Source organism: Thalassobaculum sp. (assembly GCF_040219215.1).
In the GTDB taxonomy this organism is placed as follows: Bacteria; Pseudomonadota; Alphaproteobacteria; order Thalassobaculales; family Thalassobaculaceae; genus Thalassobaculum_A.
Map to the genome: position 1 here is coordinate 57129 of NZ_JAVJSX010000033.1, position 22303 is coordinate 79431.

Sequence of the window (22303 nt, forward strand, 5' to 3'; positions counted from 1 at the left end):
GGATCGGTCAGACCGGTGTTCCATCATCCATCGGTTTGACCGCCAGGTAGACCGCGCCGTCCAGCGGCTCGCCCCGTTCATGCCGGACGATGATCGGCCGGGTCGCCAACAGCCTCAGACCGTTCTCAGTGAGACACCGTGTGACATACCGGTCGCCGTGGGCGTAACGCCCTGACGAGCGCAGGAACCAGGGCACCCCCTCCGCCGCGAACTCGATGGAAAAGGAAAACATGCCGCCCGGCGCCATTCGGCGGGCGATGCGTTCGATCGTACCGTCAAGTTCACCGATGTAGATGAACACGTCACTGGCGAGCACCAGATCGGGGGCCGCCTCATACGTATCCAGCATCGCATCGATGTCGGCACAGATCAGCGTGTCGTAGACCCGCTTGGTTTCCGCCTGCAGCAGCATCCGCTCCGACAGGTCAACGCCGATCAGAACACCGGTGCGCTCACGCACCAAAGCCCCCGCCAGCCCGGTTCCGCAGCCCAGGTCATAGCCGAGCGCGAACCGTCGATCCGACCCGGCAACGACGTTGACGAGATCCACCACCCCACGGTGCGCCTGGTAGCGCAGGTCGCCGACCAGATGTGCGTCGAACCGCGCGGCATAGAAGTCGAACAGTTGCCGAACATAGGAACGGGGTGCGGTTACCGTCGTCTTGCCTTCGAGCGCGGCAACGAGGTGGGCAGCGCCCTCCCGGTCCGGATCCAGTTCCAGGGCGCGTCGCAGATGCACCAGGGCATCGTCTCGGCAGCCGACGCCGATGAGCAGAAGGCCGACATTGTAGTGTACGGTATCGTTGTCGGGCAGGCAGTCCGCCGCCGTCAGGTAGGCCTCAATGGCCTCCTCGGTCTCGCCCAGCTCTTGCAGGGCGTTGCCCAGATTGTTCCATGCTTCGCCAAGCGACGGATCGATCTCGATCGCCCGCCGGAAGTGCTTCACGGCCAAGGCCATCTGGCCGTCGATCTTGACGACCACGCCAAGGTTGGAGTGCCCGTCCGCAAAGTCCGGCGCGATCGTTGTTGCCTGCCGGTAGCATCGGGCGGCAGCCCCCGGCTGTCCCGCCCCCTTGAGGATCAGGCCGAGGTTGTTGTAGGCGAGATGCGCCATCGGCTCGACCAGAACCGCCTTGGCAGCGTACGGCACGGCGGCAACGGCATCGCCGCGCTGGATGTGCAACGCCCCCAACAGGTGGAGCGCATCGGCATCGGTTGGGTCAACCTGCAGAGCCCGGGCGTACAACGCGGATGCCGCGTCAATACGACCGCTACGATGCTCCCGAATCGCCTGGTGAACCAGGACTGGTGCGGCTGCGATAGCCGTCGACATTTCGCCTCTCCCTTCTGGAGGGCGGAGCTATGACCGGTATTCTACTGTCACACGTCCCCACGGCCTCAAGGATAGCGTGCCTGAAAGACGTGAACAAACGGTTTAGTCGCAAACGAAAACGGCCGACCCGAGGGTCGGCCGTTCGTATGGCTGCCGGCAGTGCCGGCGCCACCAAACTCTTCGATCAGCGCGAGTAGTACTCGATGACCAGATTCGGTTCCATCTGGACCGGATACGGCACGTCTTCCAGCTTCGGAAGGCGCAGGAACGTACCCTTCATCGCGCTGTGGTCGACTTCCATGTAGTCCGGCAGGTCGCGCTCCGAGGACTGGACCGCCTCGAGCACCATCGGCAGCTCGCGGCTCTTTTCCTTTACCTCGATCACGTCGCCGTCCTTCACCATGAACGACGGCACGTTCACACGGCGACCATTGACCTTGACGTGGCCGTGGCTGACGAACTGGCGGGCGGCGAACACGGTCGGAACGAACTTCATCCGGTAGATCACCGCGTCCAGGCGGGATTCCAGAATGCCGACCAGATTCTCGCCGGTGTCGCCGCGGCGGCGGACCGCCTCAGCGTAGTACTTGCGGAACTGCTTCTCACCGATGTTGCCGTAATAGCCCTTGAGCTTCTGCTTGGCCATCAGCTGGATGCCGTAGTCGGACGGCTTGCGGCGGCGCTGGCCATGCTGGCCCGGCCCGTACTCGCGGTTGTTCAGCGGCGACTTCGGCCGACCCCACAGATTGACGCCAAGGCGCCGGTCGATTTTATGCTTGGCTTGTTCGCGCTTCGCCATGAAGCGGTCTCCTATTGCTGCGCCGCCTTGTTCCAAGGTCGGCTTTCATTGTCCCGATAGGGCTTGCGGGCCAAGGCCCGGGCCGGGGACACGCGACGAATAACGCGCACCCCACGTTCTCGGAAATCGAGCGGGCTTTATACGGATCGTCGCCGGAAAGTCAAACCCCGACGCTCAAACCGGCAAGCGACCGTCAACCGCGCAGGTGGCAGGCCACCCAGTGTCCGTCTTCGCCCTGCTTCAGAGTCGGCGACTCCGTGCTGCAGAGCGGCAGCTGGCGGATCGGACAGCGGGTGTGGAAGTGGCACCCCGAAGGCGGATGGATCGGGCTCGGCACATCGCCCTGCAAGCGGATCCGCTCCCGCCGGAGAGACGGGTCCGGGATCGGCACCGCCGACAACAGGGCTTCGGTATACGGGTGCAACGGCGATGTATAGAGGTCATGGGCCGAGGCGATCTCCACGATCCGCCCCAGATACATCACCGCCACCCGGTCGCTGATATGCTCCACCACCGACAGATCGTGGGCGATGAACATGTAGGTCAGGCTGAACTTCTCCTGCAGGTCCTCCAGCAGGTTGATGACCTGAGCCTGGATCGAGACGTCGAGGGCCGAGACCGGCTCGTCGCAGACGATCAGCTTCGGCGACACTGCCAACGCGCGGGCAATGCCGATACGCTGGCGCTGGCCGCCGGAGAACTCGTGCGGATAGCGCCGCATGTGATCGGCGTTGAGACCGACGGTCTCCAGAAGCTCGACGATCCGGTCCTCGAACTCCTGCTGGGAGTTCGCCAGCTTATGGATGATCAGCGCCTCGCCGATGATGCCGGCGACCGTCATCCGCGGGTTCAACGAGGCGAAGGGGTCCTGGAAGATGATCTGCATGTCGCGGCGCAGGGCCATCAGGTCCTGGCCGTTCAGGGCATTGACGTCCTTCCCCTCGAACCACACCTCGCCACCGCTCGGCTCGATCAGCCGCAGGATGCACCGTCCGGTCGTCGACTTTCCGCATCCCGACTCGCCGACGACGCCGAGGGTCTCGCCGGCCTTGAGATCAAAACTGACGCCATCGACCGCGTACACGCGATCGACCTCCCGGTTGAACACCCCTCCCTTGATCGAGAAGTGCTTCTTCAGGTCTTTGACGCGGAGCAGAGGTTCGGTCATCGCGCGGCTGTCCTCAGGCATCGTACAGAACGCAGGCCACCTTGTGGCCCGGCTCGATTTCCCGCAACGGCGGCATGGCTTCGGTGCAGGCCGCCGTGGCGAACTTGCACCGGGGTGCGAACCGGCATCCCGGCGGTGGCGTGATCAGGCTCGGCACGACCCCGCCGATCGCCTCGAGGCGCGATTTCTGGACCGCCGCCGTATCGATCCGCGGGATCGAGCGGATCAGTCCCTGGGTGTAGGGGTGCTTCGGCTCGGCGAACAGCCGATCCGCCGTTGCCTCCTCGACGACCCGGCCGGCGTACATCACCACGACCCGCTGCGCGGTCTCGGCCACGACGCCCATGTCATGGGTGATCAGCATCATCGCCATGCCGAGCCGCGAGCGCATCTCGGCGAGCAGGTCGAGAATCTGCGCCTGGATCGTCACATCGAGCGCGGTAGTCGGCTCGTCCGCGATCAGCAGCTGCGGGTCGCACGACAGCGCCATGGCGATCATCACGCGCTGGCGCATGCCGCCCGAAAACTGGTGCGGGTAGTCGCGGACCCGGCGCTCCGGTTCCGGAATATTCACCAGCCGCAGCATCTCGACGGCCTTGTCCATCGCATCGCGACGGTTCAGACCATCGTGCAGCCGGATGACCTCGGCAATCTGCGCGCCGACCGTATACACTGGGTTGAGCGACGTCATTGGCTCCTGAAAGACGATGCCGATCTCCTTGCTGCGTACCTTGCGCATCTCCTCCGGGCCGAGCGGAACGAGGTCCCGGCCGCGCCAGAGGATCTGTCCTTCGACGATCTTGCCCGGCGGCATTGCGATGAGCTTCAGGACCGTCATCGCGGTGACGGTCTTGCCGCAACCCGACTCCCCGACCACCCCGACGGTCTCGCCGCGTCCAATGGTGACGTCGACGCCGTCGACGGCCCTCACCATTCCGTCATCAGTCGAGAAGTGTGTCTTCAGTCCACGGATTTCGAGCAGCGGTTCCGCCACGTTACGCTCCCGGAGAGATGAACTGGGCACGGACGGACTTCACTCCCCCGACACCCACGCGGATTGCTGCCATGACATCGTCCATTGCCAGAAAGGCTCCCCCGGCCCTGTATACGCGGCGACTGCTGCGGTCGAACGTACTTCCCGCGCCTAGATCACGCGGCGAGGATCGAGTGCATCGCGCAATCCGTCGCCGATGTAGTTGATGCAAAGCACCGTGAGAAAGATTGCGGCGCCCGGGAAGAACGCCCAGTGCGGCGCAAAATCCAGATAGTCCTTCGCGTCGAACAGGATGCGTCCCCACGTCGGAATGTCCGGTGGCACACCCAGGCCGAGGAACGACAAGGTCGACTCCGCGATGATCGCCACCGCCACGTCGATCGTGGCGGCGACAATCACCGGCCCGAGCGCGTTCGGCAGAATATGGCGCACCACCTGGCGTGACGTCGAGGCGCCCAACGCCCGCGCCGCTTCCACGAACTCCTTCTCGCGCAGCGAGAAGAACTGCGCGCGCACCAACCGCGCCACCGGCATCCAGCGCAATCCGCCGATCACGACGATAATCAGCACCAGGACGCCGATCTCGGGTCCGGCGATCTCCTTCAGCACATCGCGGAACAGGTAGATCAGGACCAGCAGCAGCGGCAGCTGCGGCAGCGACAGGAACAGGTCGGTCACCCACATCAGGGCTGTATCGACACTCCCCCTGGCCATGCCCGCGATCGCACCAATCAGCACACCGACGCCGATCGCCACGAACATCGCGCATAATCCGACGGCGAGCGAGATGCGGCCGCCATAGAGCATGCGCGCCAGCACATCCTGTCCCAGATCGTCGGTGCCCAGCGGATGCGCCCAGGACGGTCCCTGCAGCATCGCGCTGAAGTCGATCTCATTGATTGCCACCGGCCACAGGATCGGGCCAAGCAGGACCGAAAGCACCAGCAGGCCGAGCACGATCGTACCGGCCACGGCCAGACGATGCCTTCGGAATCGCAACCACGACTCCATGCCCGGCGAAACATGCTTTCGCTTCGCCACGCCCGGAACCGGGGCGTTAGCGGTAGGAGATGCGAGGGTCGAGCCAGCCATAGAGGAGGTCCGCAATCAGGTTGAAGAGGATCACTAGGCACGCAAACACGAAGGTCACCGCCATGATCACCGGCGTATCGTTCGCGAGGATCGCCGCGATCAGCAGCGATCCGATCCCGGGTATCCGGAAGATCTGTTCAGTGACGATCGCACCGCCGAACACCGCCGGCATCTGCAGCGCAAGCAGCGTGACCACCGGGATCATGGCGTTGCGAACGATGTGCTTCACGATCACGACCCGCTCCCGCAGGCCCTTGGCCCGGGCGGTCGTCACGAAGTCCAGGCGCACAACGTCAAGAACGGCCGAGCGGACGAAGCGGGTCAGCACACCCGCCTGGAACAATCCAAGCACCGTAACCGGCATGATCGCCTGGCGAATATGCTCCCAGTAATACTGCCACCCGGTCGCATTGACGTTCGATTGGTACACGAACGGCAGCCAATCAAGCGTGATGCTGAAAATCAGGATCAACGTCAGGCCGGTGAAGAATGTCGGAAGCGAGAAGCCGACGAACGCCAGGGTCGTCGCGATCTGGTCGAACAGCGAATAGGGGCGCATCGCCGCATAGACGCCAACCGGCATCGCCACCAGCAAAGCCAGAAGCTGCGACGCGCCGATCACGATAAGCGTGGCCGGCAGGCGCTGCATGATCAGGATATCGACGTCGACCCGGCTGACGAATGAGAAGCCCCAGTTGCCCTGCAGCATCTGGGTCAGCCACTTTACGTAGCGCTCCCAGATCGGGTCATCCATTCCGAACTTTTCGCGCAGAGACGCCGCAACCTCGGGAGGTACGGCCGGATTCTGGGCAAGCTCGCCGAACGGATCACCGGGCGCCATGGCCAGGACGGTGAACAGCACTAGGCTGATGCCCAACAGACTGGGAATCGCCAATAGAATGCGGCGCAGAAGATATTGGCTCACGATGTCGCAACCTTCGTAGGGATGATGGGAGCCGGCCTTGATGGCCGGCTCCCGAACATCACGGCATCAAGCCTCGCGGAACCAGTCCTTCAGGTTCCAGGTATTGTTGTCCCAACCGCTCAGCGGTGCGCTGAGCTTGTTGGACACGGCGGCAACACCGCCTCGCCAGACCACCGGAATGACGACCACGTTCTCAATCAGCAACTCGTTCATCCGGACGTAGAGCGCCGCCCGCTTGACCGGGTCGAGTTCGCCTTCACCCTGCAGGAAGAGCTTGTCGTACTCGGCATTCTGCCAGCGGGTGATGTTCCGACCCTGCCACTTGTTCGCCTTCGTGGAAGCCTCCGACGAAACGAACTGGTTCATGAAGATCCCCGGATCCGGCTGGGTCTGGGTGGTCGTGTATATCTGCAGGTCGGTATAGAACTTCGTGTAGGTGTCCGGATTGCCGACATCGGAGGAGAAGTACACCGACGCGGTGACGGCCTTCACTTCGATATCAATACCGGCCTTCTGACAGGCCTGTTTGATGATCGCCTGGGTCTTCTGGCGCGGCTGATTGATCGACGTCTGGTAGACGTACTTCAGCTTGACGCCGTTCTTCTCGCGAATGCCATCCGCACCCGGCTTCCAGCCCGCACCGTCGAGCAGCTTGATCGCCTTGTCGATGTTCAACTCGAACGAGGTCTTCTTCGACGCGAACCGCTCCGGATTGTTCAGGAAGTTCGGCGTCGCCTTGCCGGTACGGCCGTAGATGTGGTCCTCAACCGCCTGGCGGTCGACCAGCACATTCAGCGCCTGCCGCACGGCCGGATCGGTCAGCGACGGGTGCTTGGACGTCACAACCGAACGCTCGCCGTCAACCTCGGTCCAAGGGTCGGTGTTGTTCAACTGGATGTGCTCGATGCTGCCACCCAGCGTGATGTCAACACGACCCTTCCCGCCTTCTTCAAGCCGCTTCAGGATCGCGTCCTCGACCTGCATGTTCCAGGCGAAGTCGTACTCGCCGGTCTGCAGCACTGCGCGCGCCGCGGACACCGCGTCACCGCCACCCTTCATCTCGACGCTGTCGAAATACGGCTTGTTGGCTTCGTGGTAGTTCGTGTTCCGCTTGCCGCGGACCAGATCGCCCGGCTTGAACTCCTCGAACACGTAGGCGCCGGTGCCGATCGGGGCCAGATTGGCCGGTGCGTCGCGCGACTTGTCGCCCATATAGGGCTCGAAGACGTGCTTCGGAATCTGGCAGCCACGGGCGCCGACAAAGGCGTCGGCCCAGAACGGGGTCGGCTTGGAGAACAAAACCTTGATGGTGTGATCGTCGATCTTCTGGACCTCGACGTCCTTGTAGCTCGAGATCGTCACAGCCGCGGCGGCCGGATCGGACGCGTACTTCCAGTTAAACAGGCAGTCGTCCGCGGTGAACGGCTTGCCGTCGTGCCATTGCACGCCCTTTTTCAGCTTCCAGGTGACCGACAGGCCATCCTTCGCGACGCCGCCGTTCTCCAGGGTCGGGACTTCAGCCGCCAGGACCGGCATCAGCATGCCGTCATCGTCCCAAGCCGCAAGCGGCTCGTAGAAGATGCGCGAGCCGTCCTGGTCCTTGGTGCCGACCGCGAAGTGCGGGTTCAGCAGGGTCGGACCCTGCCACCACAGCATCTTCAGCACACCGCCACCGCCGGCCTTCGTCGGCTTGTATTTCGGCGTGCTCGCCGCCATCGCGACACCGCTATGCGCCAGCATCTGCGCAGCAAGCGGCGCGGTCAGGCCGACCGCAACCATCCGCCGCACAAACGCGCGACGGGACAGGCTGCCCCCTTTTACATCCGCGATCAGACCTCGAAGTTCCTGTTCGTTCATCGGGATTTCTCCTTCCCGTTATCGGCGATGAATTTCGGGGTCGTGACACTGACGCCCCTCGTCAGCCATCCCCGATTGGCACGGATGGTAAGACCATTACGTCGGCAGAAACAACACCATCATTATAAAATGATTACAGCGACTGATGGACCGCTTCGAGCTTGTATCCATCGGGATCACGCACGAATGCCGCGTAGTAGGATGGGCCGTACCGGGGCCGCAATCCGGGTCCGCCATCGTCTGCTCCGCCGGCGGTCAAAGCGGCGGCATGGAAGGCATCGACCGCCGCCCGATTCGGTGCGGTGAAAGCCAGATGGAACCCAGGACCGGGCGCGATCACCTCGCCCGGCTTGGCGAACAAGGCCAGCTTGTCGCCACCCCCAGGCGCCCCGAATCCGACCGCATGCGCCGATGTCCAGACCCGGACGTAACCAAGCGGCGCCAGGATCGCGTCGTAGAACGAGGCGGCCCTGTCCAGGTCATTCACGCCAAAGGAAAGATGGCCCAACATGCGCCCGTCGCCTCCGCTGTCCGGCACCCGTTGCGGCATTCTGGTCAGGGTCGCGAACGTGGTCGAGCGGAGAAATCAGGAAGTCCCGCGATCCCGACGTGAGCGCCGACGTGGCCCTTCGGTCAACGCTTTCAAAACACCGTGAAGGGTCTGCACTTCCTGTTCCGACATGTCGGCACGGGTGAACAGCGTGCGCAGATTGCGCTTGATAGTCGGCGCGAGGTGGTCGGGGTAGAAGAACCCGGCCTCGTCCAGCAGCGTTTCCAGTCTGGTGAAGAAGAACTCCCTGGCCTTGACGGTTACCGGCGGGGAGTCCTCGTCCATCATCGTCAACGGCGGCGTGGCATCCTCGGCCTGATACCACTCGTAGCCGATCAGCAGCACCGCCTGCGCCAGGTTCAATGACGAGAACCCAGGGTTCAGCGGCACCGACAACACCGCGTCGGCCAGCGTCACGTCCTCGTTCACCAGCCCGGCGCGTTCCGGCCCGAACAGCAGGCCGACCCCCTGACCAAGCGCAACCCGCTTGCGCAGTTCAACCGCCGCTGTCCGCGGAGTGAGCGCTGGCTTCTTCATGTCCCGGGAGCGGGTCGTGGTTGCCAGGACATAGTTCAGGTCGGCGCACGCTTCGGCCGTGGTCTCGAACACCCGGGCGCGATCCAGGACCGCCGTTGCGCCGGACGCCATCGCTATGGCACGCGGGTTCGGCCAGCCATCACGCGGACTCACCAGCCGCATGTCGAACAGACCGCAGTTGAGCATGGCCCGGGCGCACGACCCGATGTTGTCGCCCAGCTGCGGCTGAACCAGCACGACGGCGGGTCCGACCGCGCCGTCGATCATGCCGCGGGACCGATCGGTACCGGCCATTGTTCAGCCCGCCGGCGCCGACACGCCGTCCTTCAGCAGTTTCCAGATCAGCGCGTCGGTCAGGGCCTCGATCGAGGCGTCGATGATGTTCGGGCTCACCCCGACGGTACGCCATGTCAGCCCGGCCGCGTCGGCGCTCTCGATCATCACCCGCGTCACCGCGTCGGTACCGTCGCCGTCGCGCGACGGCGGCAGGATGCGCACCTTGTAGTCTATCAGGCGCATGCCCTCGATCGTCGGATAGTGCGGCACCAGCGCCTTGCGGATCGCCGTATCGAGGGCGTTGACCGGTCCGTTGCCGACCGCGACCTCATGGAACGCCGCCTCGCCGACGGTCAGGGTGGCCGTTGCCTCGGACTCCACGATCAGCGTACCGCGGGCGTTGAAGCGCCGCTCGTCCATCACCCGCCAGCGCTCGATGCTGAAGTAGTCCGGGGTCCCGTGGATCAGCCGGCGGGCCAGCAACTCGAATGTCGCCTCGGCGCTGTCGAACGCGTAGCCCTGGAACTCCTTCTCCTTAACCTCCTCGACCAGCCGCTGCACCTTCGGGTGCTTGGGATCGATCTCAACGCCGATCTCGGCGAACCGCGCCAGGATGTTCGAGCGTCCGGCCTGGTCCGACACCAGGATATGCCGCTCGTTGCCGACCAGCGGCGGATCGATGTGCTCGTAGGTCTTGGGATCCTTCTGCACTGCCGAGACATGGAGGCCGCCCTTGTGGGCGAAGGCGGCGGCGCCGACATAGGCACGGTGCGGGTCGGACGGCCGGTTCAGCCGCTCGTCCAGCATGCGCGACACGGCGGTCAGGTGGGTCAGCTTCTCCGGCGTCACACCGCAGTCGACGCCCATCTTCAGCACGAGGTTCGGGATGATGACCATCAGGTCGGCGTTGCCGCAGCGCTCGCCCAAGCCGTTGATTGTTCCCTGGACCTGCCGTGCGCCGGCCTGGATTGCGGCCAGCGAGTTGGCGACGGCGTTGCCGGTATCGTTGTGGCAGTGGATGCCGAGATGGGTCCCGGGCACGGTCTTGGCGACCTCGGCGACGATTGCCGCGATCTCATGCGGCAGGGTCCCGCCGTTGGTGTCGCACAGCACCACCCACCGCGCGCCCGACTCGTAGGCGGCCGACGCACATTCCAGCGCATAGGCCGGGTTAGCCTTGAAGCCATCGAAGAAGTGCTCGCAGTCGAACATCGCCTCGCGGCCGACGGCCCGCGACCGGACCATCGAATCCCGGATCATCGTGACGTTCTCGTCCCGATCGATCTCCAGGGCCACATCGACGTGGAAGTCCCAGGTCTTGCCGACCAGACAGACCGCCGGCACCCGCGCATCCAGGATCGCGGCCAGGCCGGGGTCGTTCTCGGCACTGCGGCCGGGCCGCCGGGTCATGCCGAACGCCACGATCTTCGCCTGCTTCAGGGTCGGCGGTTCGGCGAAGAACCGATCGTCGGTCGGGTTCGCTCCAGGCCAGCCACCCTCGACATAGTCCACGCCAAGCGCGTCCAGCGCGCGGGCAATCGCCACCTTGTCGGCAACCGTAAAGTCGACGCCGCGGGTCTGCTGCCCGTCGCGCAGGGTGGTATCGAACAGGTAGACGCGGTCGTCGCCGGCCATCGCACATCTCCAGGCGCCGAATATCAGCGGTGCCGGTCTCTACCAGCGGCGACCCGGCGCGACAAGCGCGTGGGCTGGCGTATTGGCGCAAAGCCGGTGTTGGGCAACCGCCCACTGCCGCGCCGCCTGATGGTCCATTGAGCAGCGGGAGGATCCAGGGTCGCGCAACGCGCGTCGATCCGGGATCCCCCTGCCAAGGCCGACGATCGGCCTATCCCTACCCCGCCCGCTTCCAGGTCGTGCCTTGCGGGCCGTCCTCGAGCTCAACGCCCTGCGCCTTCAAGGCGTCGCGGATGCGATCGGCCTCGGCGAAATCGCGACCCTTGCGGGCGTCCACCCGGGCCTGGATCAGCCGGTCGATCTCGGCCGGATCCAGATCGTCGGTGCCTCCGCCCTGGAACCAGGCCTCGGGATCAGCCTGCAACAATCCCAGCAGCGCGCCACCGCCAAGCAAGGCCGCCTTGGCCGCCGAGCGCTCCGTCGGGTCGGTCGCCTTGTTCAGGCGGCCGGCTGCTTCGTGCAGCTTCGCGATCGCCAGCGGGACATTCAGGTCGTCCAGCAGGGCTTCCATCAGATCGGCGGTCGCAGCGGCACCGTCGGATTCCACATCCTTGGCGTTCCGCAGCGCCTGATACAGCCGATCAAGCTGGGCCTTGGCCTCCTTCAGCCCCGATTTGCTGAAATCCAGCGGCGCCCGGTAGTGGGAGGACAGCAGCAGCAGGCGGATCGCCTCGCCGGGCCATTCCTTCAGCACGTCGTGGACGGTGTAGAAGTTGCCGAGCGACTTCGACATCTTCTCGCCCTCGACCGTCACGAAGCCGTTGTGCATCCAGTAGTTGGCCATGGTGTGGGTGCCGAAGGCGCAGCGCGACTGGGCGATCTCGTTCTCGTGGTGCGGGAAGATCAGGTCGAGCCCGCCGCCGTGGATATCGAAGGTCTCGCCGAGATGCTCCCACGACATTGCCGAGCACTCGATGTGCCAGCCGGGCCGGCCGCGACCCCACGGGCTGTCCCAGCCGGGGATGTCGTCGCTCGACGGCTTCCACAGCACGAAGTCGGCAGGGTCCTGCTTGTACGGCGCCACCTCGACCCGGGCGCCGGCGATCATGTCGTCGCGGTCGCGTCGCGACAGACCGCCGTAGTCCGGCATCGACGGGACCGCGAACAGCACATGGCCGTCGGCGGCGTAGGCGTGCCCCTTGGCGATCAGACGCTCGATCAGGGTGATCATCTGGGCGATGTGGTGGGTCGCCCGTGGCGCGACGTCCGGCGGCAGCGCGCCCAGGGCGGCCATGTCGGCGTCGTACTGGGCCGCCGTGCGGGCGGTCAGCGCCTCGATCGGCTCGCCGTTCTCCTTGGCGCGGGCGTTGATCTTGTCTTCGACGTCGGTGATGTTCCGAACGTACGTGACCTTGGGATAGCGCTGGCGCAACAGCCGGGCCAGCACGTCGAACACCACCACCGGCCTTGCGTTGCCGACATGGGCGAAGTCATAGACGGTGGGCCCGCACACATACATGCGGACATGCGACGGGTCGATCGGGCGGAAGGCTTCCTTCGCGCGCGTCAGCGTATTGGTGATCTTGAGTTCAGGCTGGGGATCCATGGTCTCGGCTCCAGGCATCAGGTCGCTTCATCGGACAGCTGCGCACACGGGTGCGCGAACCGTCAGCGACAGATGTCGGCCGTCGGGTACAGCGCGATGCCAAGCGTGGCGATCGTGCGGCGTGCGAACATGGATCGAGTACTCCTGTCAGGCGGCACGGCCGCCAACTGAGCCGATGGTTAGCAGATCGCCGGGTTGCGGTCCACGCCGCTATTCGGCCGCCGGGCGCAGGGCCGGCCGGTAGACGCCCTGGAACGCGTTGGTCAGAGGATATCGGCGGTCTCGGCCGAACGACCGGGCCGTCACTTTTACTCCCGGCGGGGCCTGGCGGCGCTTGTACTCGGCACGATCCAGCATCCGCCAGATCCGCAGCACGGTGTCCGCGTCGAACCCTTTGTCGACAATGCTGGCGATCGGGGATTCGTTTTCGATCAGTTCGGCCAGGATGGCGTCTAGCACCGGGTACGGCGGCAGGCTGTCCTCGTCCTTCTGGTCGGGGCGCAGCTCGGCCGACGGCGGCTTGGTGATGATCCGCTCCGGCATCATCGGCCCGTCGGGGCCGAGGGCGCCGGCCGGCTTGTTCGCGTTGCGCCAGGTCGACAGCGCGAAGACCGTCATCTTGTAGACGTCCTTCAGCACCGAATAGCCGCCACACATGTCGCCGTACAGCGTGGCGTATCCGACGGACATTTCCGACTTGTTGCCGGTGGACAGCACCATGTGGCCGAACTTGTTGGACAGGGCCATCAGCGTGATGCCACGCGACCGCGCCTGCAAATTCTCCTCGGTGATGTCGGGCGTTGTACCGGCGAACGCCTCGGAGAGCATGCCGCCGAACGCCTGCATGGCGGGACCGATGTTGATGCTGGAGTACTGCACCCCCATCATCTCCGCCGCCGCCGCCGCATCCTCCAGGCTGTGCTCGGAGGTATAGGGCGACGGCATCATTACGCAGCGCACCTTGTCCGGTCCCAGCGCGTCGACCGCGATGGCAGCGCTGATCGCGGAGTCGATGCCGCCGGACATGCCAAGGATCACGCCGGGAAAGCCGTTCTTGGTCACGTAGTCGCGCAAACCGGTCATCAGGGCGCAGTACAGCGATTCCAGCCCTTCCGGCTGCTTGGTGCACGCGCCGGTATCGCAGGCCCAGCCATCTGCAGTGCGCCGCCAGCGGGTGGTGACCACCGCCTCGTCCCAGGCCGGCATCTGCAGCGCCAGCGACCGGTCGGGATTGAGAACGAAGGATGCGCCGTCGAACACCAGCTCGTCCTGGCCGCCGATCTGGTTGAGGTAGACCAGCGGCAGCCCGCTCTCGACCACCCGGGCGACCGCCAGTTGGACCCGGACGTCCGACTTGCCCAGTTCGAACGGCGAGCCGTTCGGGATCAGCAGGATCTCGCCGCCGGTCTCAGCCACGCACTCGACCACGTCCGGAGTCCAGATGTCCTCGCAGATCGGCACGCCGATGCGGACACCGCGTACGTCGATCGGGCCCGGCGGCGGGCCGGCGACGAACACCCGCTTCTCGTCGAACACGCCGTAGTTCGGCAGGTCGACCTTGTAGCGCGCCGTCACCACCTGGCCGGCGTCCAGCAGCACCATGGCGTTGTACAGCTTGCCGTCGTCCAGCCACGGCGCTCCCACCAGGACGGCCGGTCCGCCGTCACCGGTCTCGCGTGCCAGCGCCTCTACCGCGTCGCGGATCTCGGCGACGAACATCGGCTTCAGCACCAGGTCTTCCGGCGGGTAGCCGCACAGGTAGAGCTCGGGCGTCAGCACGACGTCGGCCCCCTCGGCCGCCGCCTGGGCGCGAACCCGCCGCAGCTTGTCGAGGTTGCCGGCGATATCGCCAACCCGGGGATTGAGCTGCGCGAGTGTGATGGTGAGCGTATCGGTCATGACGGATCACTTAGCGCCGAGTGAGGAACGGGGCAACTGCGCCCCAGGGAAGCATGCTCATGCAAAGTCGAAGATGGAACAGCGGCGCACGCTCGATCAGCCCTGCTGCTTGGCCTTGATTCCTTCCCAGACCGCGCGGAAGTCGTAGGTCGGGTAGAACTCGGTGTCGAAGGCGCCCCAGGCCGACTGTTCGATCGCCAGATTGACTTCGCGCAGCCGGTGCGCCGGAACCTTGAGGGTGACAACCTGGCCGATGCCCATCATCACGTACCAGGACACCACCTCGATGCCTTCCGGCGGGAACTTCTTCCAGAATCCGGCGGCATCGAGCTTGGCGTTGATCTCCGCCAGGTTCTTGTCCTTCTGATGCTTCAGCATCACCGTCAGCAGAATGTCGCCTTCGCCCGCGCTCATCGTTGCTCTCCCCCACTCCATCGCCAGTTCGGGGAGAGCTTAACGGCCGGTCGCCGCGGCTGTCACGCCGCCAGCGGCGATTCCGCCCGCGCCCAGGCGCGGCGTGCCCGTTCCCGGTCACCCTTCAACTCGTGGGCACGGGCGACGAGGCGCCAGTTCAGCGGGCTGGATGGCTTGAGCTGACAACGCTCATTGGCGAGCGCCAGGGCCAGTGCCCCGTCGCCCGCCCGCAGCGCCGCTTCGACCAGGGTCCAGGCGATGATGTCGCGCTGGGCGTGGCTGCCACCGAGCCGGTGGTTCATGTAGCGCACCGGCAGCAGCTGGTCGACGCAAGTCCGGTAATCCTTGGCGGCAAACGCCTGAAGCGCCCGGCAGAACGGCAAGCCGATCTCCCGGCTCATTGCCGCGTTGGCATCGCCGGCGTGTTCCAGATAGCGCTCGTTGGCGGTCAGCAACCGGGCCTGCGCCTCGGTACGGCCGTCGCCGGCGAACGCCATCATCGCGTGGACGTCGTTGAAGGCGTACAGCGTGTCGGTGGCACTCGGCTCCCATTTGTCGGCCAGGTCGGCCCAGCGCGACCCAACGTCCATGCCGACCAGATTGAGGCGCCACAGCAGTGCTGCCGAGTCCAGTTCCTCGTAGCGTTCGCCGCCGACCGCGCCGGAGCGCAGGTTGTTATCGTAGATCGACATCACCTCGTCGTTGCGACCGAGGTCGAGCAGGAACAGCGACAGGTGCCACCACAGGTGGTTGCGGAAATTGCCGTTCGCCCAGATGTCGCGCCGCTCGGTCATGAAGTGCACGCCGCCAAGCTGCCGGCCCTGCATCTCCATGACGTGGGCGACCGCGTGGATCGCGTAGGGATGGTCCGGCCGGATCGCCAGGGCCCGACGACCGGCTTCCTCGCCGCGGCTGAAATCCCGGTTCTCCTCCAGCCCGAAGGCGTAGAACGCCAGGACGAACTCGTAGCCGGGCACCGACTCGTCCCACATCGGGAACACCCGTGCCACGCAATCGCGTTGTCCCACCACATCGCCCAGCAGCACGTCGGTCAGATGGACCAGCGCCAGCGCCAGAAGATCGTGCGGCTCATGGACCAGTCCGGTCTCCCAGTGCTGAACGGCGCCGTGGAAATCGCCCTCGATCCAGGCCCGGACCGCGCAGATATGGGCTCGCTCTCGATCATTCGCCTGGCTCCACAGCGCCTCGGCCGCCTCGACGCTGCCGACCATGGTGCGGTAGATCCGGGTCTCCATCTCCTGGGTCAGCAGCCCGGCCCTGAACACATGCCCCATCACGAAGTCCGGATGTTCGGCCAGTACAGCATCGATGCGGCCGATCGGGTCGCCGCGAAAAGCCAGGGCATCTTCCAGAGCGTCATCAAGCGCCCGTGCGCAAACCGGCGTGGCGTTCGTCAGTGGCAGGCCGCGGCGATCGGTAACGGTCATGGCATCCTCGGGGGTCGCTGTGGTCCGGCGCGTGGGCTCGGCTCCCTGCCCGATTAAGGTAGGCGCAATGGGCGCGGGCTTCCAGTCACGTGGGCGCGCGCCCACCGTGATTGACATCCAGGCGCAGAGCCCGAACGTACACGTCGCGTTCGCAGTCCAACAAATCCGGAGATTCCGACCGATGACCTTGCAGATCGGCGACAAGGCCCCCGACTTCACGATGCCGACCGACGGCGGCGGCACGGTATCGCTGGCGTCCCTCAAGGGCCGCCCGGTGGTGCTGTACTTCTACCCGCGTGACGACACGCCGGGCTGCACCACCGAAGCCTGCGGCTTCCGCGACGCGTTGCCCGATTTCTCCAAGGTCGATGCCGCGATCGTCGGAGTCAGCCGCGACACTGTCGCCAAGCACGACAAGTTCAAGGCCAAGTACGAGTTGCCGTTCACCCTGGGTTCCGACGAGAGCGGCGCGGTCACCGAGGCCTACGGCGTGTGGGTCGAGAAGTCGATGTATGGCCGCAAGTCGATGGGCATCGAGCGGGCCACCTACCTGATCGACGGCGCCGGCGTGATTCGCAGCATTTGGCGCAAGGTCAAGGTGAAGGGCCACGTCGACGAGGTCCTGGCCGCCGTACAGGCGCTGTAGGGCGGAACGGTGGTGCGCGATCCGAAAACGCCGCCAATCCCGCCCGACATCCGCGCGGTGATCGACCGGTTCGAGACCCGCGGCCCGGTACGAACAAAGGCGATGTTCGGCGGCCACGGCGTGTGGTGCGACGACCGGTTCGTGGCAATCGTCTTCCACGGCGCGCTCTACCTCAAGGTAAACGCCGCGACCCGGCCGCTGTTCGTAGCGGCCGGATGCCGGCCGTTCCAGATGAGCCTCGACCGGCCATCGCGCCTCGTGTTCTACACCCTGCCGGCCGATGCCATCGTCGGTTCCGACACACTCGACACCTGGCTCGACCGGGCAATCTCCTCCGCCTCGCGCTGATCCCGGAGAGGTGTCCCAATGTCCGCGATCACCGGCAGGTGATCGGACGCCAGCCCGGCTTCGCGCACGACCCTGGTCCGGATCACACGTGCCGACGGCCGGAACCAAATCCGGTCGAGCGGAAACAGCGGAAACGCGGCAGGGAAGGTGCGGTGTCTGGTACCCGCGCCGAGCACCGGCGCCAGACAGCGCTCGGACATGCCGCCGCGCCGCCAGTCGTTGACGTCCCCCAGGACCAATGTGTCGATCCCTGGATCGGCATCGAGCAGACGGCACAGGGCACCGACCTGGAAACGCCGTTCCGCTCCCGCAAGCCCGAGATGGGTGCAGATCACCCGCATCGCTCCGCCCGGCGCATCCACCACGGCATCGATCGCCCGGCGCGGCTCGCGACGTTCGACCGAGATGTCGACTTTCGTCCAGTGCCGCACCGGCAAGCGGCTCAGAAGCATCTGGCCGTAGATGCCTTCGATCCGGCGCTCGACATTCGCCTCGATCGCCTCGGCGCCCGGCATGGATGCCCGCAGCACAGCAGCCCCGTCGACCCCGCACTCCGGTCCGACAACCTCCTGGATCGCGGCGATGTCAGGCGCCAGACCAGCGATAGTTCGGCATACACGCTCAGGATCGAAGCTCCCGTCCTGGCCGAGAAATCCGTGAATGTTCCATGTCAGCGCGCGAACCGAATTCACTTCGCCCGCTTCCGCAAGGGTCCGGCGTAGCGGTTGATCAGCTTCTGCAGCAGCACGGAGACACCGATCCATCCGGCCAGGAGAAGCACCAGGATGCCGACGTCTTCCGGCCGACCGTCCGTCAGGACGGTCTGCAACTGCACGCCCATCAGGTTGAATGCGATGATGCCCGGGCCCAGGCCGAGCGCCGAGCCGACCGCGAAGTCGAGGAACGGCACGCGCGCCGCGCCGGCTGCCACGTTGATGAACATGAACGGTGCGATCGGCAGCATCCGCAGGCTGGCGATGCCGATGACGCCGTTGCCAGCGAACATCTGGATCAGACGCCCGACCCGCCCGTCGCGCGCCTTCCAGATCGACGGTGACCGTCGCCAGGCGATCCGGCCGATCGCATAGCCCGCCAAGGCGGCCACCACCGAGCCGAGCAGCGAGTACAGCACTCCTTCCCAGGGACCGAAGACCATGGCCGTCACCGCGATCAGCACGGTGATCGGGAACACCGTCAACCCGCCGGCGAGGTACACGCCAATTGTCGCGATCGGCGCCCACTGTGACGCGGCCACCATGCGCATCGGGCCGACCAGATGGTCCAGCCGTGTCCACTCCTCCAGCGGCGAGTATCGCCACAGCAGGACCAAGGCCACAACCGCCAGAGCCACCGCGGCCACCGGCCATTTCGAGATCCACCGCCGCCTTGACCGCCGATCGATCAGGCCCTCCAGCGAGATGACCTCCGGCCAGGGCCGGTCGGGGTCTGCCAGGGTCGCGACGGTGTCCGGCAGTGCCTTTTCCAGCTCCGGATCGTCCTCCACCACGATGAACCGGCGGGTATCGCTGTGCAGGGCCGTCAACCGTTCCAGGACAGCGCCAGGCTCTTCCAGTGCTTCCGAGACCTCGTCGATGGCGGCGCCGGTGTGCTCGGCGATCAGCGAATCGCGGATTCGCCGGACCGCGATGCGCCGCTCCTCGTCGCGGGCCAGGACGATCACGTCGCACTCGGTGTCGAAGCCCATCGAACGGTTGTTCAGGTTCGAGGACCCGATCCGCAGGCTTCGATCGTCAACGACCATGATCTTGGCATGCACCTTGGTCCGGACCGGACCGCCCCTGCCGTCGATCTCCGGCGAGACCAGACGGAACCGGTCGCCCAGCCCGGCCCGGCGCAGGTGCGCGACAAAGCGCATCCGTCCAGCCTGCATCGCTCCCTTCTCAAGCCAGCCATTGTGGTCGCCGGGCACGACCGCCAGGACCTCAAGTTGGGGCCGCTGTTTCATTCGGGCGATCAGGGCGTCACGCACCGACTCCGCCGTCAGGTACTGGTTCTCGATGTAGATGAACCGCTCGGCCTCGCCGATTGCGGCGCGAAAGGTCGCCTCGACCTCGCGCACCATCTCGACCGGCTCGCACGGCGCCCGGGTTCGGGCGATTGCGACATCGACTTCCCGCAGGTCAGGCTCAAGGTCGCGCGGCCATGGGTCGGAATCCGCCTGGACGGTGCCCAGATCGCGCCCGGTCGCCACGCTCCAGCGGCAGCGGGCCACTTCCGCCAGCGCCGCCGCCGCCTCGCCGTCGACCAGCATCTGCAGGTCATGGAACGGCGGATAGGCCTCTCCCTTCGGATCGACCCGACGGGAATCGTCTGGGTCGTGATCCGGGGTGTCCCAGCGCCGGACGGTCAGATCCAGGCCGCCGCAGAACGCCACGCTGTCGTCGACGATCACCATCTTCTCGTGGTGCGATGCACCTACCGGAATCAACCCGTCCACGCACAGCACGATTTGCGGTGGCGACGTCCAGCCCAGTTGCAGGCGCGGCAGCGGTTCGCGCTCGAGGGCGTACAACAGCGAGTAGTCCCACAGCAGCAGCCGGATCTCGATCTCGGGCCGCCGCTCGGCCAGTTCGCACAGGAACGCTCCAAGCTCCAGCGGCATGTCGTCGCCGGTGTCGGACGGGTCACTGGCGAGCGGCGTGCGACTGTCGATATCCCACCCGACGATGACGATCCGGTGCCGGGCGCGTTTCAACACCTCACGAACGGCACCGAAGTATCCGGAACCGTCGACCAGCACCCGCGCCCGACGCGCCCGGCAGACGCGCCAAGCGGCCTGCTCGAGACTCAAGTCTGCCTCGGCATCGCCAGCGATGGGATGCATGGTGTTCAGGGTCGGCTCCCGTGCGGATGGCTTCAAGCGAACGACGAGCCGCCGATGCCCGTGGCATCAGTGACCCTCGCCTAGCCAACGCACGACCAGGGACAGCGTTCCGCTACTCAGCGCAGGGCACCGCCACGGGCGACCTGGAAATCAGGCGCTTTCCAACAGGATGCGCGTCAGTTCCTCCGGCGCGTCCACCATGATGTCATGGCCGCAATCGACCACGTGGCAGCGGAAACGGCTGTCGGCCCGTGCCATCTCCAGCGCCGCATCGAATGCCGGATTCGGATAGGACCCGGCACGGACATAGACACGGTCCGCGATCCGGTCTCCGGCACCTGACAGGTGTAGCTTCTCGCTGAAGCATCCGATCGGCAGGTCGGTGCATTTTGCATCCACCCAGGCCCGGTCGGCCGGATTGACCATGAACGCCTCGGCGGTGGTCGGCGGAATCCTCCACCCGCCGCCCTGGGTGCGAGCCCGCTCCCGGATCTGGGCGTTGGCTTCAGGTGTGCGCAGATCGAAGGCCGACTGACCATGCTTGGGCAGCAGCGCGTCGACGAACGCCAGAGTACGGACCCGGTCGGCGACCCGGTCAGCAGCGCCGGTGATCACCATGCCGCCGTAGGAGTGCCCGACCAGGACGACGTCGCGCAGTTCTTCCCACTGCAGCAGGCGGGCAACGTCCTTGATGTGGGTCTGCAGGCTGATGGTCGGCGTCAGCGTGTGCGCGTGCTCGGCAAGCCCGCTGAGGGTCGGTGTGAACACCGTGTGGCCGGCAGCACGCAGCCGGTCGGCGACCCGCACCCAGCACCAGCCACCGCGCCACGCGCCGTGAACCAGGACATAGGTCGTCATGACGGCAATCTCCCCAAACCCTTGGACCAGTGATCGAGCACTCGCATCCCTACCGGATGCGGCGCCTGGGCCGGCCCTCGGTCGTAGACCTCGCCGAGGTCGATCCGCCGCGCCGCCAACCGCTTTCCGTAGCACATCAAGTGATCGATCGTGCTCATCAGGAAGTGCAGCAGCGGCAGCACCTCCTTGAACGCGGCATCGGCCTCGTCGTCTTTTCCGGCTCGGTGCAGGTCGTAGATCCGGCTCTGCACGTCACAGGTCTCGACCCCCGGGATCAGCCCGGCGCAGCCCGAGCGCAGGCTGTCCAGAAGCTCAATGCCGTTGCGACCATTGAACAACGTGAACGCCCCGCCCGCGTCCTCGGCCAACCGGCCGATGGTCAGCGCCGCCCCCTCCGCCTTCAGGATCGAGACGTTGGGGTGCCGGCGGTTCAACTCGATCAGCCCGGCATTCGACAACCCGATACCGATATATTCGGGCGCGTTCTGGATGCCGATCGGGATCGGCGACGCGTCGCCGACGGCGCCGAAGAAGTCAATCAATGCGGCCTCGCTGGCGGACTTCACCGGCGGCGGCTGCAGCACCGCCCACTGAGCGCCTCCATCAGCGGCGCGCTTCACGGTGTCGATCTGACCGCCGACGGTGTTGTCGGAGACCGTGACGCTGACCGGCACACGACCGGCCGTGGCATCGAGCGTCCAGCGCGCCAGATCATGCCGTTCCTCGACAGTGAGCTTGTTGCACTCGCTTGCCAGCCCGCCGACCGCGAGGCCATGGACGCCGGCCGCGATGCAGGCCTCGACCTGCGCCGCGTGCATGCCCTGGTCCAGGCGTCCGTCGGCACCGAACAGCGCGTAGAGCATCGGATAGATTCCGTGAATCGCCGGCGGCGGCATCGTTCCCTCCTGCCTCAGATTTGCGACGGTCTGCGCCGACGTTGGCGGCGATGGTGCACCGGCACGGCCGACCCTGGCAACGCACCCTTTGCACATCACGGTTGCGCATGACAGCCATCGCCATCCGCGGCTTGCCGGGTGTCACGCCGCCGTCATACTGCGACGGTCGCGGCCGAT

Annotated in this window: 20 protein-coding genes; 2 read left to right on the forward strand and 18 right to left on the reverse strand. The window is 65.7% G+C overall.

The features are described from left to right. Positions 1-7 precede the first annotated feature (7 nt). The 14 genes from RIC54_RS22325 to RIC54_RS22390 all read right to left on the reverse strand — a co-directional run bounded on the left by RIC54_RS22325 (position 8) and on the right by RIC54_RS22390 (position 16533). Positions 8-1333, reverse strand: coding sequence for a tetratricopeptide repeat protein (locus tag RIC54_RS22325; protein ID WP_350096744.1), 1326 nt, complete (start codon positions 1331-1333; stop codon positions 8-10). Between the two features lie 184 nt (positions 1334-1517). After that, complete coding sequence (gene rpsD / locus RIC54_RS22330) at positions 1518-2132, reverse strand: 30S ribosomal protein S4 (RefSeq protein WP_007671112.1); 615 nt, start codon at positions 2130-2132, stop codon at positions 1518-1520. Between the two features lie 193 nt (positions 2133-2325). Next, on the reverse strand, positions 2326-3300 hold the full coding sequence (locus RIC54_RS22335; RefSeq protein WP_350096747.1) for an ABC transporter ATP-binding protein: 975 nt from the start codon (positions 3298-3300) through the stop codon (positions 2326-2328). 13 nt (positions 3301-3313) lie between these two features. Continuing rightward, on the reverse strand, positions 3314-4294 hold the full coding sequence (locus tag RIC54_RS22340) for an ABC transporter ATP-binding protein (protein ID WP_502989705.1): 981 nt from the start codon (positions 4292-4294) through the stop codon (positions 3314-3316). A 150-nt stretch (positions 4295-4444) separates the two neighbouring features. Further along, complete coding sequence (locus RIC54_RS22345; protein ID WP_350096749.1) at positions 4445-5386, reverse strand: ABC transporter permease; 942 nt, start codon at positions 5384-5386, stop codon at positions 4445-4447. Next, positions 5352-6311, reverse strand: a complete 960-nt coding sequence (locus tag RIC54_RS22350; protein ID WP_350096751.1) for an ABC transporter permease — start codon at positions 6309-6311, stop codon at positions 5352-5354. Before RIC54_RS22350 ends, RIC54_RS22345 begins: the two co-directional genes overlap by 35 nt. A 66-nt stretch (positions 6312-6377) precedes the next feature. Beyond that, entirely contained in the window at positions 6378-8168 is a 1791-nt protein-coding gene (locus RIC54_RS22355; protein WP_350151428.1) for a peptide ABC transporter substrate-binding protein, read from the reverse strand. A 133-nt stretch (positions 8169-8301) separates the two neighbouring features. Then, a complete protein-coding gene (locus tag RIC54_RS22360; protein WP_350096755.1) occupies positions 8302-8679 on the reverse strand; it encodes a VOC family protein in 378 nt (125 codons plus the stop codon). Positions 8680-8754: 75 nt separating this feature from the next. After that, complete coding sequence (locus RIC54_RS22365) at positions 8755-9549, reverse strand: RNA methyltransferase (protein ID WP_350096757.1); 795 nt, start codon at positions 9547-9549, stop codon at positions 8755-8757. Between the two features lie 3 nt (positions 9550-9552). Next, positions 9553-11166, reverse strand: coding sequence for a citramalate synthase (gene cimA, locus RIC54_RS22370; RefSeq protein WP_350096759.1), 1614 nt, complete (start codon positions 11164-11166; stop codon positions 9553-9555). Positions 11167-11383: 217 nt separating this feature from the next. Further along, on the reverse strand, positions 11384-12772 hold the full coding sequence (gene cysS, locus RIC54_RS22375; protein WP_350096761.1) for a cysteine--tRNA ligase: 1389 nt from the start codon (positions 12770-12772) through the stop codon (positions 11384-11386). A gap of 210 nt (positions 12773-12982) precedes the next feature. After that, the gene (locus RIC54_RS22380; protein ID WP_350151430.1) at positions 12983-14671 is read right to left on the reverse strand and encodes an NAD+ synthase; all 1689 of its coding nucleotides are present in this window, start codon (positions 14669-14671) and stop codon (positions 12983-12985) included. Positions 14672-14767: 96 nt separating this feature from the next. After that, positions 14768-15085, reverse strand: a complete 318-nt coding sequence (locus RIC54_RS22385; protein ID WP_350096763.1) for a hypothetical protein — start codon at positions 15083-15085, stop codon at positions 14768-14770. Between the two features lie 62 nt (positions 15086-15147). Next, on the reverse strand, positions 15148-16533 hold the full coding sequence (locus RIC54_RS22390; protein ID WP_350096765.1) for a tetratricopeptide repeat protein: 1386 nt from the start codon (positions 16531-16533) through the stop codon (positions 15148-15150). 181 nt (positions 16534-16714) lie between these two features. Here RIC54_RS22390 and bcp point away from each other — a divergent pair, with 181 nt between their 5' ends. Beyond that, positions 16715-17179 carry a thioredoxin-dependent thiol peroxidase gene (gene bcp, locus RIC54_RS22395; RefSeq protein ID WP_350096767.1) on the forward strand — a complete coding sequence of 155 codons (465 nt, stop codon included), beginning with the start codon at positions 16715-16717 and terminating at the stop codon, positions 17177-17179. Positions 17180-17191: 12 nt separating this feature from the next. After that, positions 17192-17527, forward strand: coding sequence for a TfoX/Sxy family protein (locus tag RIC54_RS22400; RefSeq protein WP_350096769.1), 336 nt, complete (start codon positions 17192-17194; stop codon positions 17525-17527). Here the strand turns inward: RIC54_RS22400 and RIC54_RS22405 are convergent. The 4 genes from RIC54_RS22405 to RIC54_RS22420 form a co-directional block, all read right to left on the reverse strand. Continuing rightward, on the reverse strand, positions 17443-18219 hold the full coding sequence (locus RIC54_RS22405; protein ID WP_350096771.1) for an endonuclease/exonuclease/phosphatase family protein: 777 nt from the start codon (positions 18217-18219) through the stop codon (positions 17443-17445). The two genes, RIC54_RS22400 and RIC54_RS22405, sit on opposite strands and share 85 nt — an antisense overlap. Next, positions 18216-20339, reverse strand: coding sequence for a VTT domain-containing protein (locus tag RIC54_RS22410; protein WP_350096773.1), 2124 nt, complete (start codon positions 20337-20339; stop codon positions 18216-18218). Before RIC54_RS22410 ends, RIC54_RS22405 begins: the two co-directional genes overlap by 4 nt. A gap of 183 nt (positions 20340-20522) precedes the next feature. Then, positions 20523-21230: an alpha/beta fold hydrolase gene (locus tag RIC54_RS22415; RefSeq protein ID WP_350096775.1), complete on the reverse strand. Its 708-nt coding sequence runs from the start codon at positions 21228-21230 to the stop codon at positions 20523-20525. Further along, the gene (locus tag RIC54_RS22420; protein WP_350096777.1) at positions 21227-22126 is read right to left on the reverse strand and encodes a dihydrodipicolinate synthase family protein; all 900 of its coding nucleotides are present in this window, start codon (positions 22124-22126) and stop codon (positions 21227-21229) included. Before RIC54_RS22420 ends, RIC54_RS22415 begins: the two co-directional genes overlap by 4 nt. Between the last annotated feature and the right edge of the window lie 177 nt (positions 22127-22303).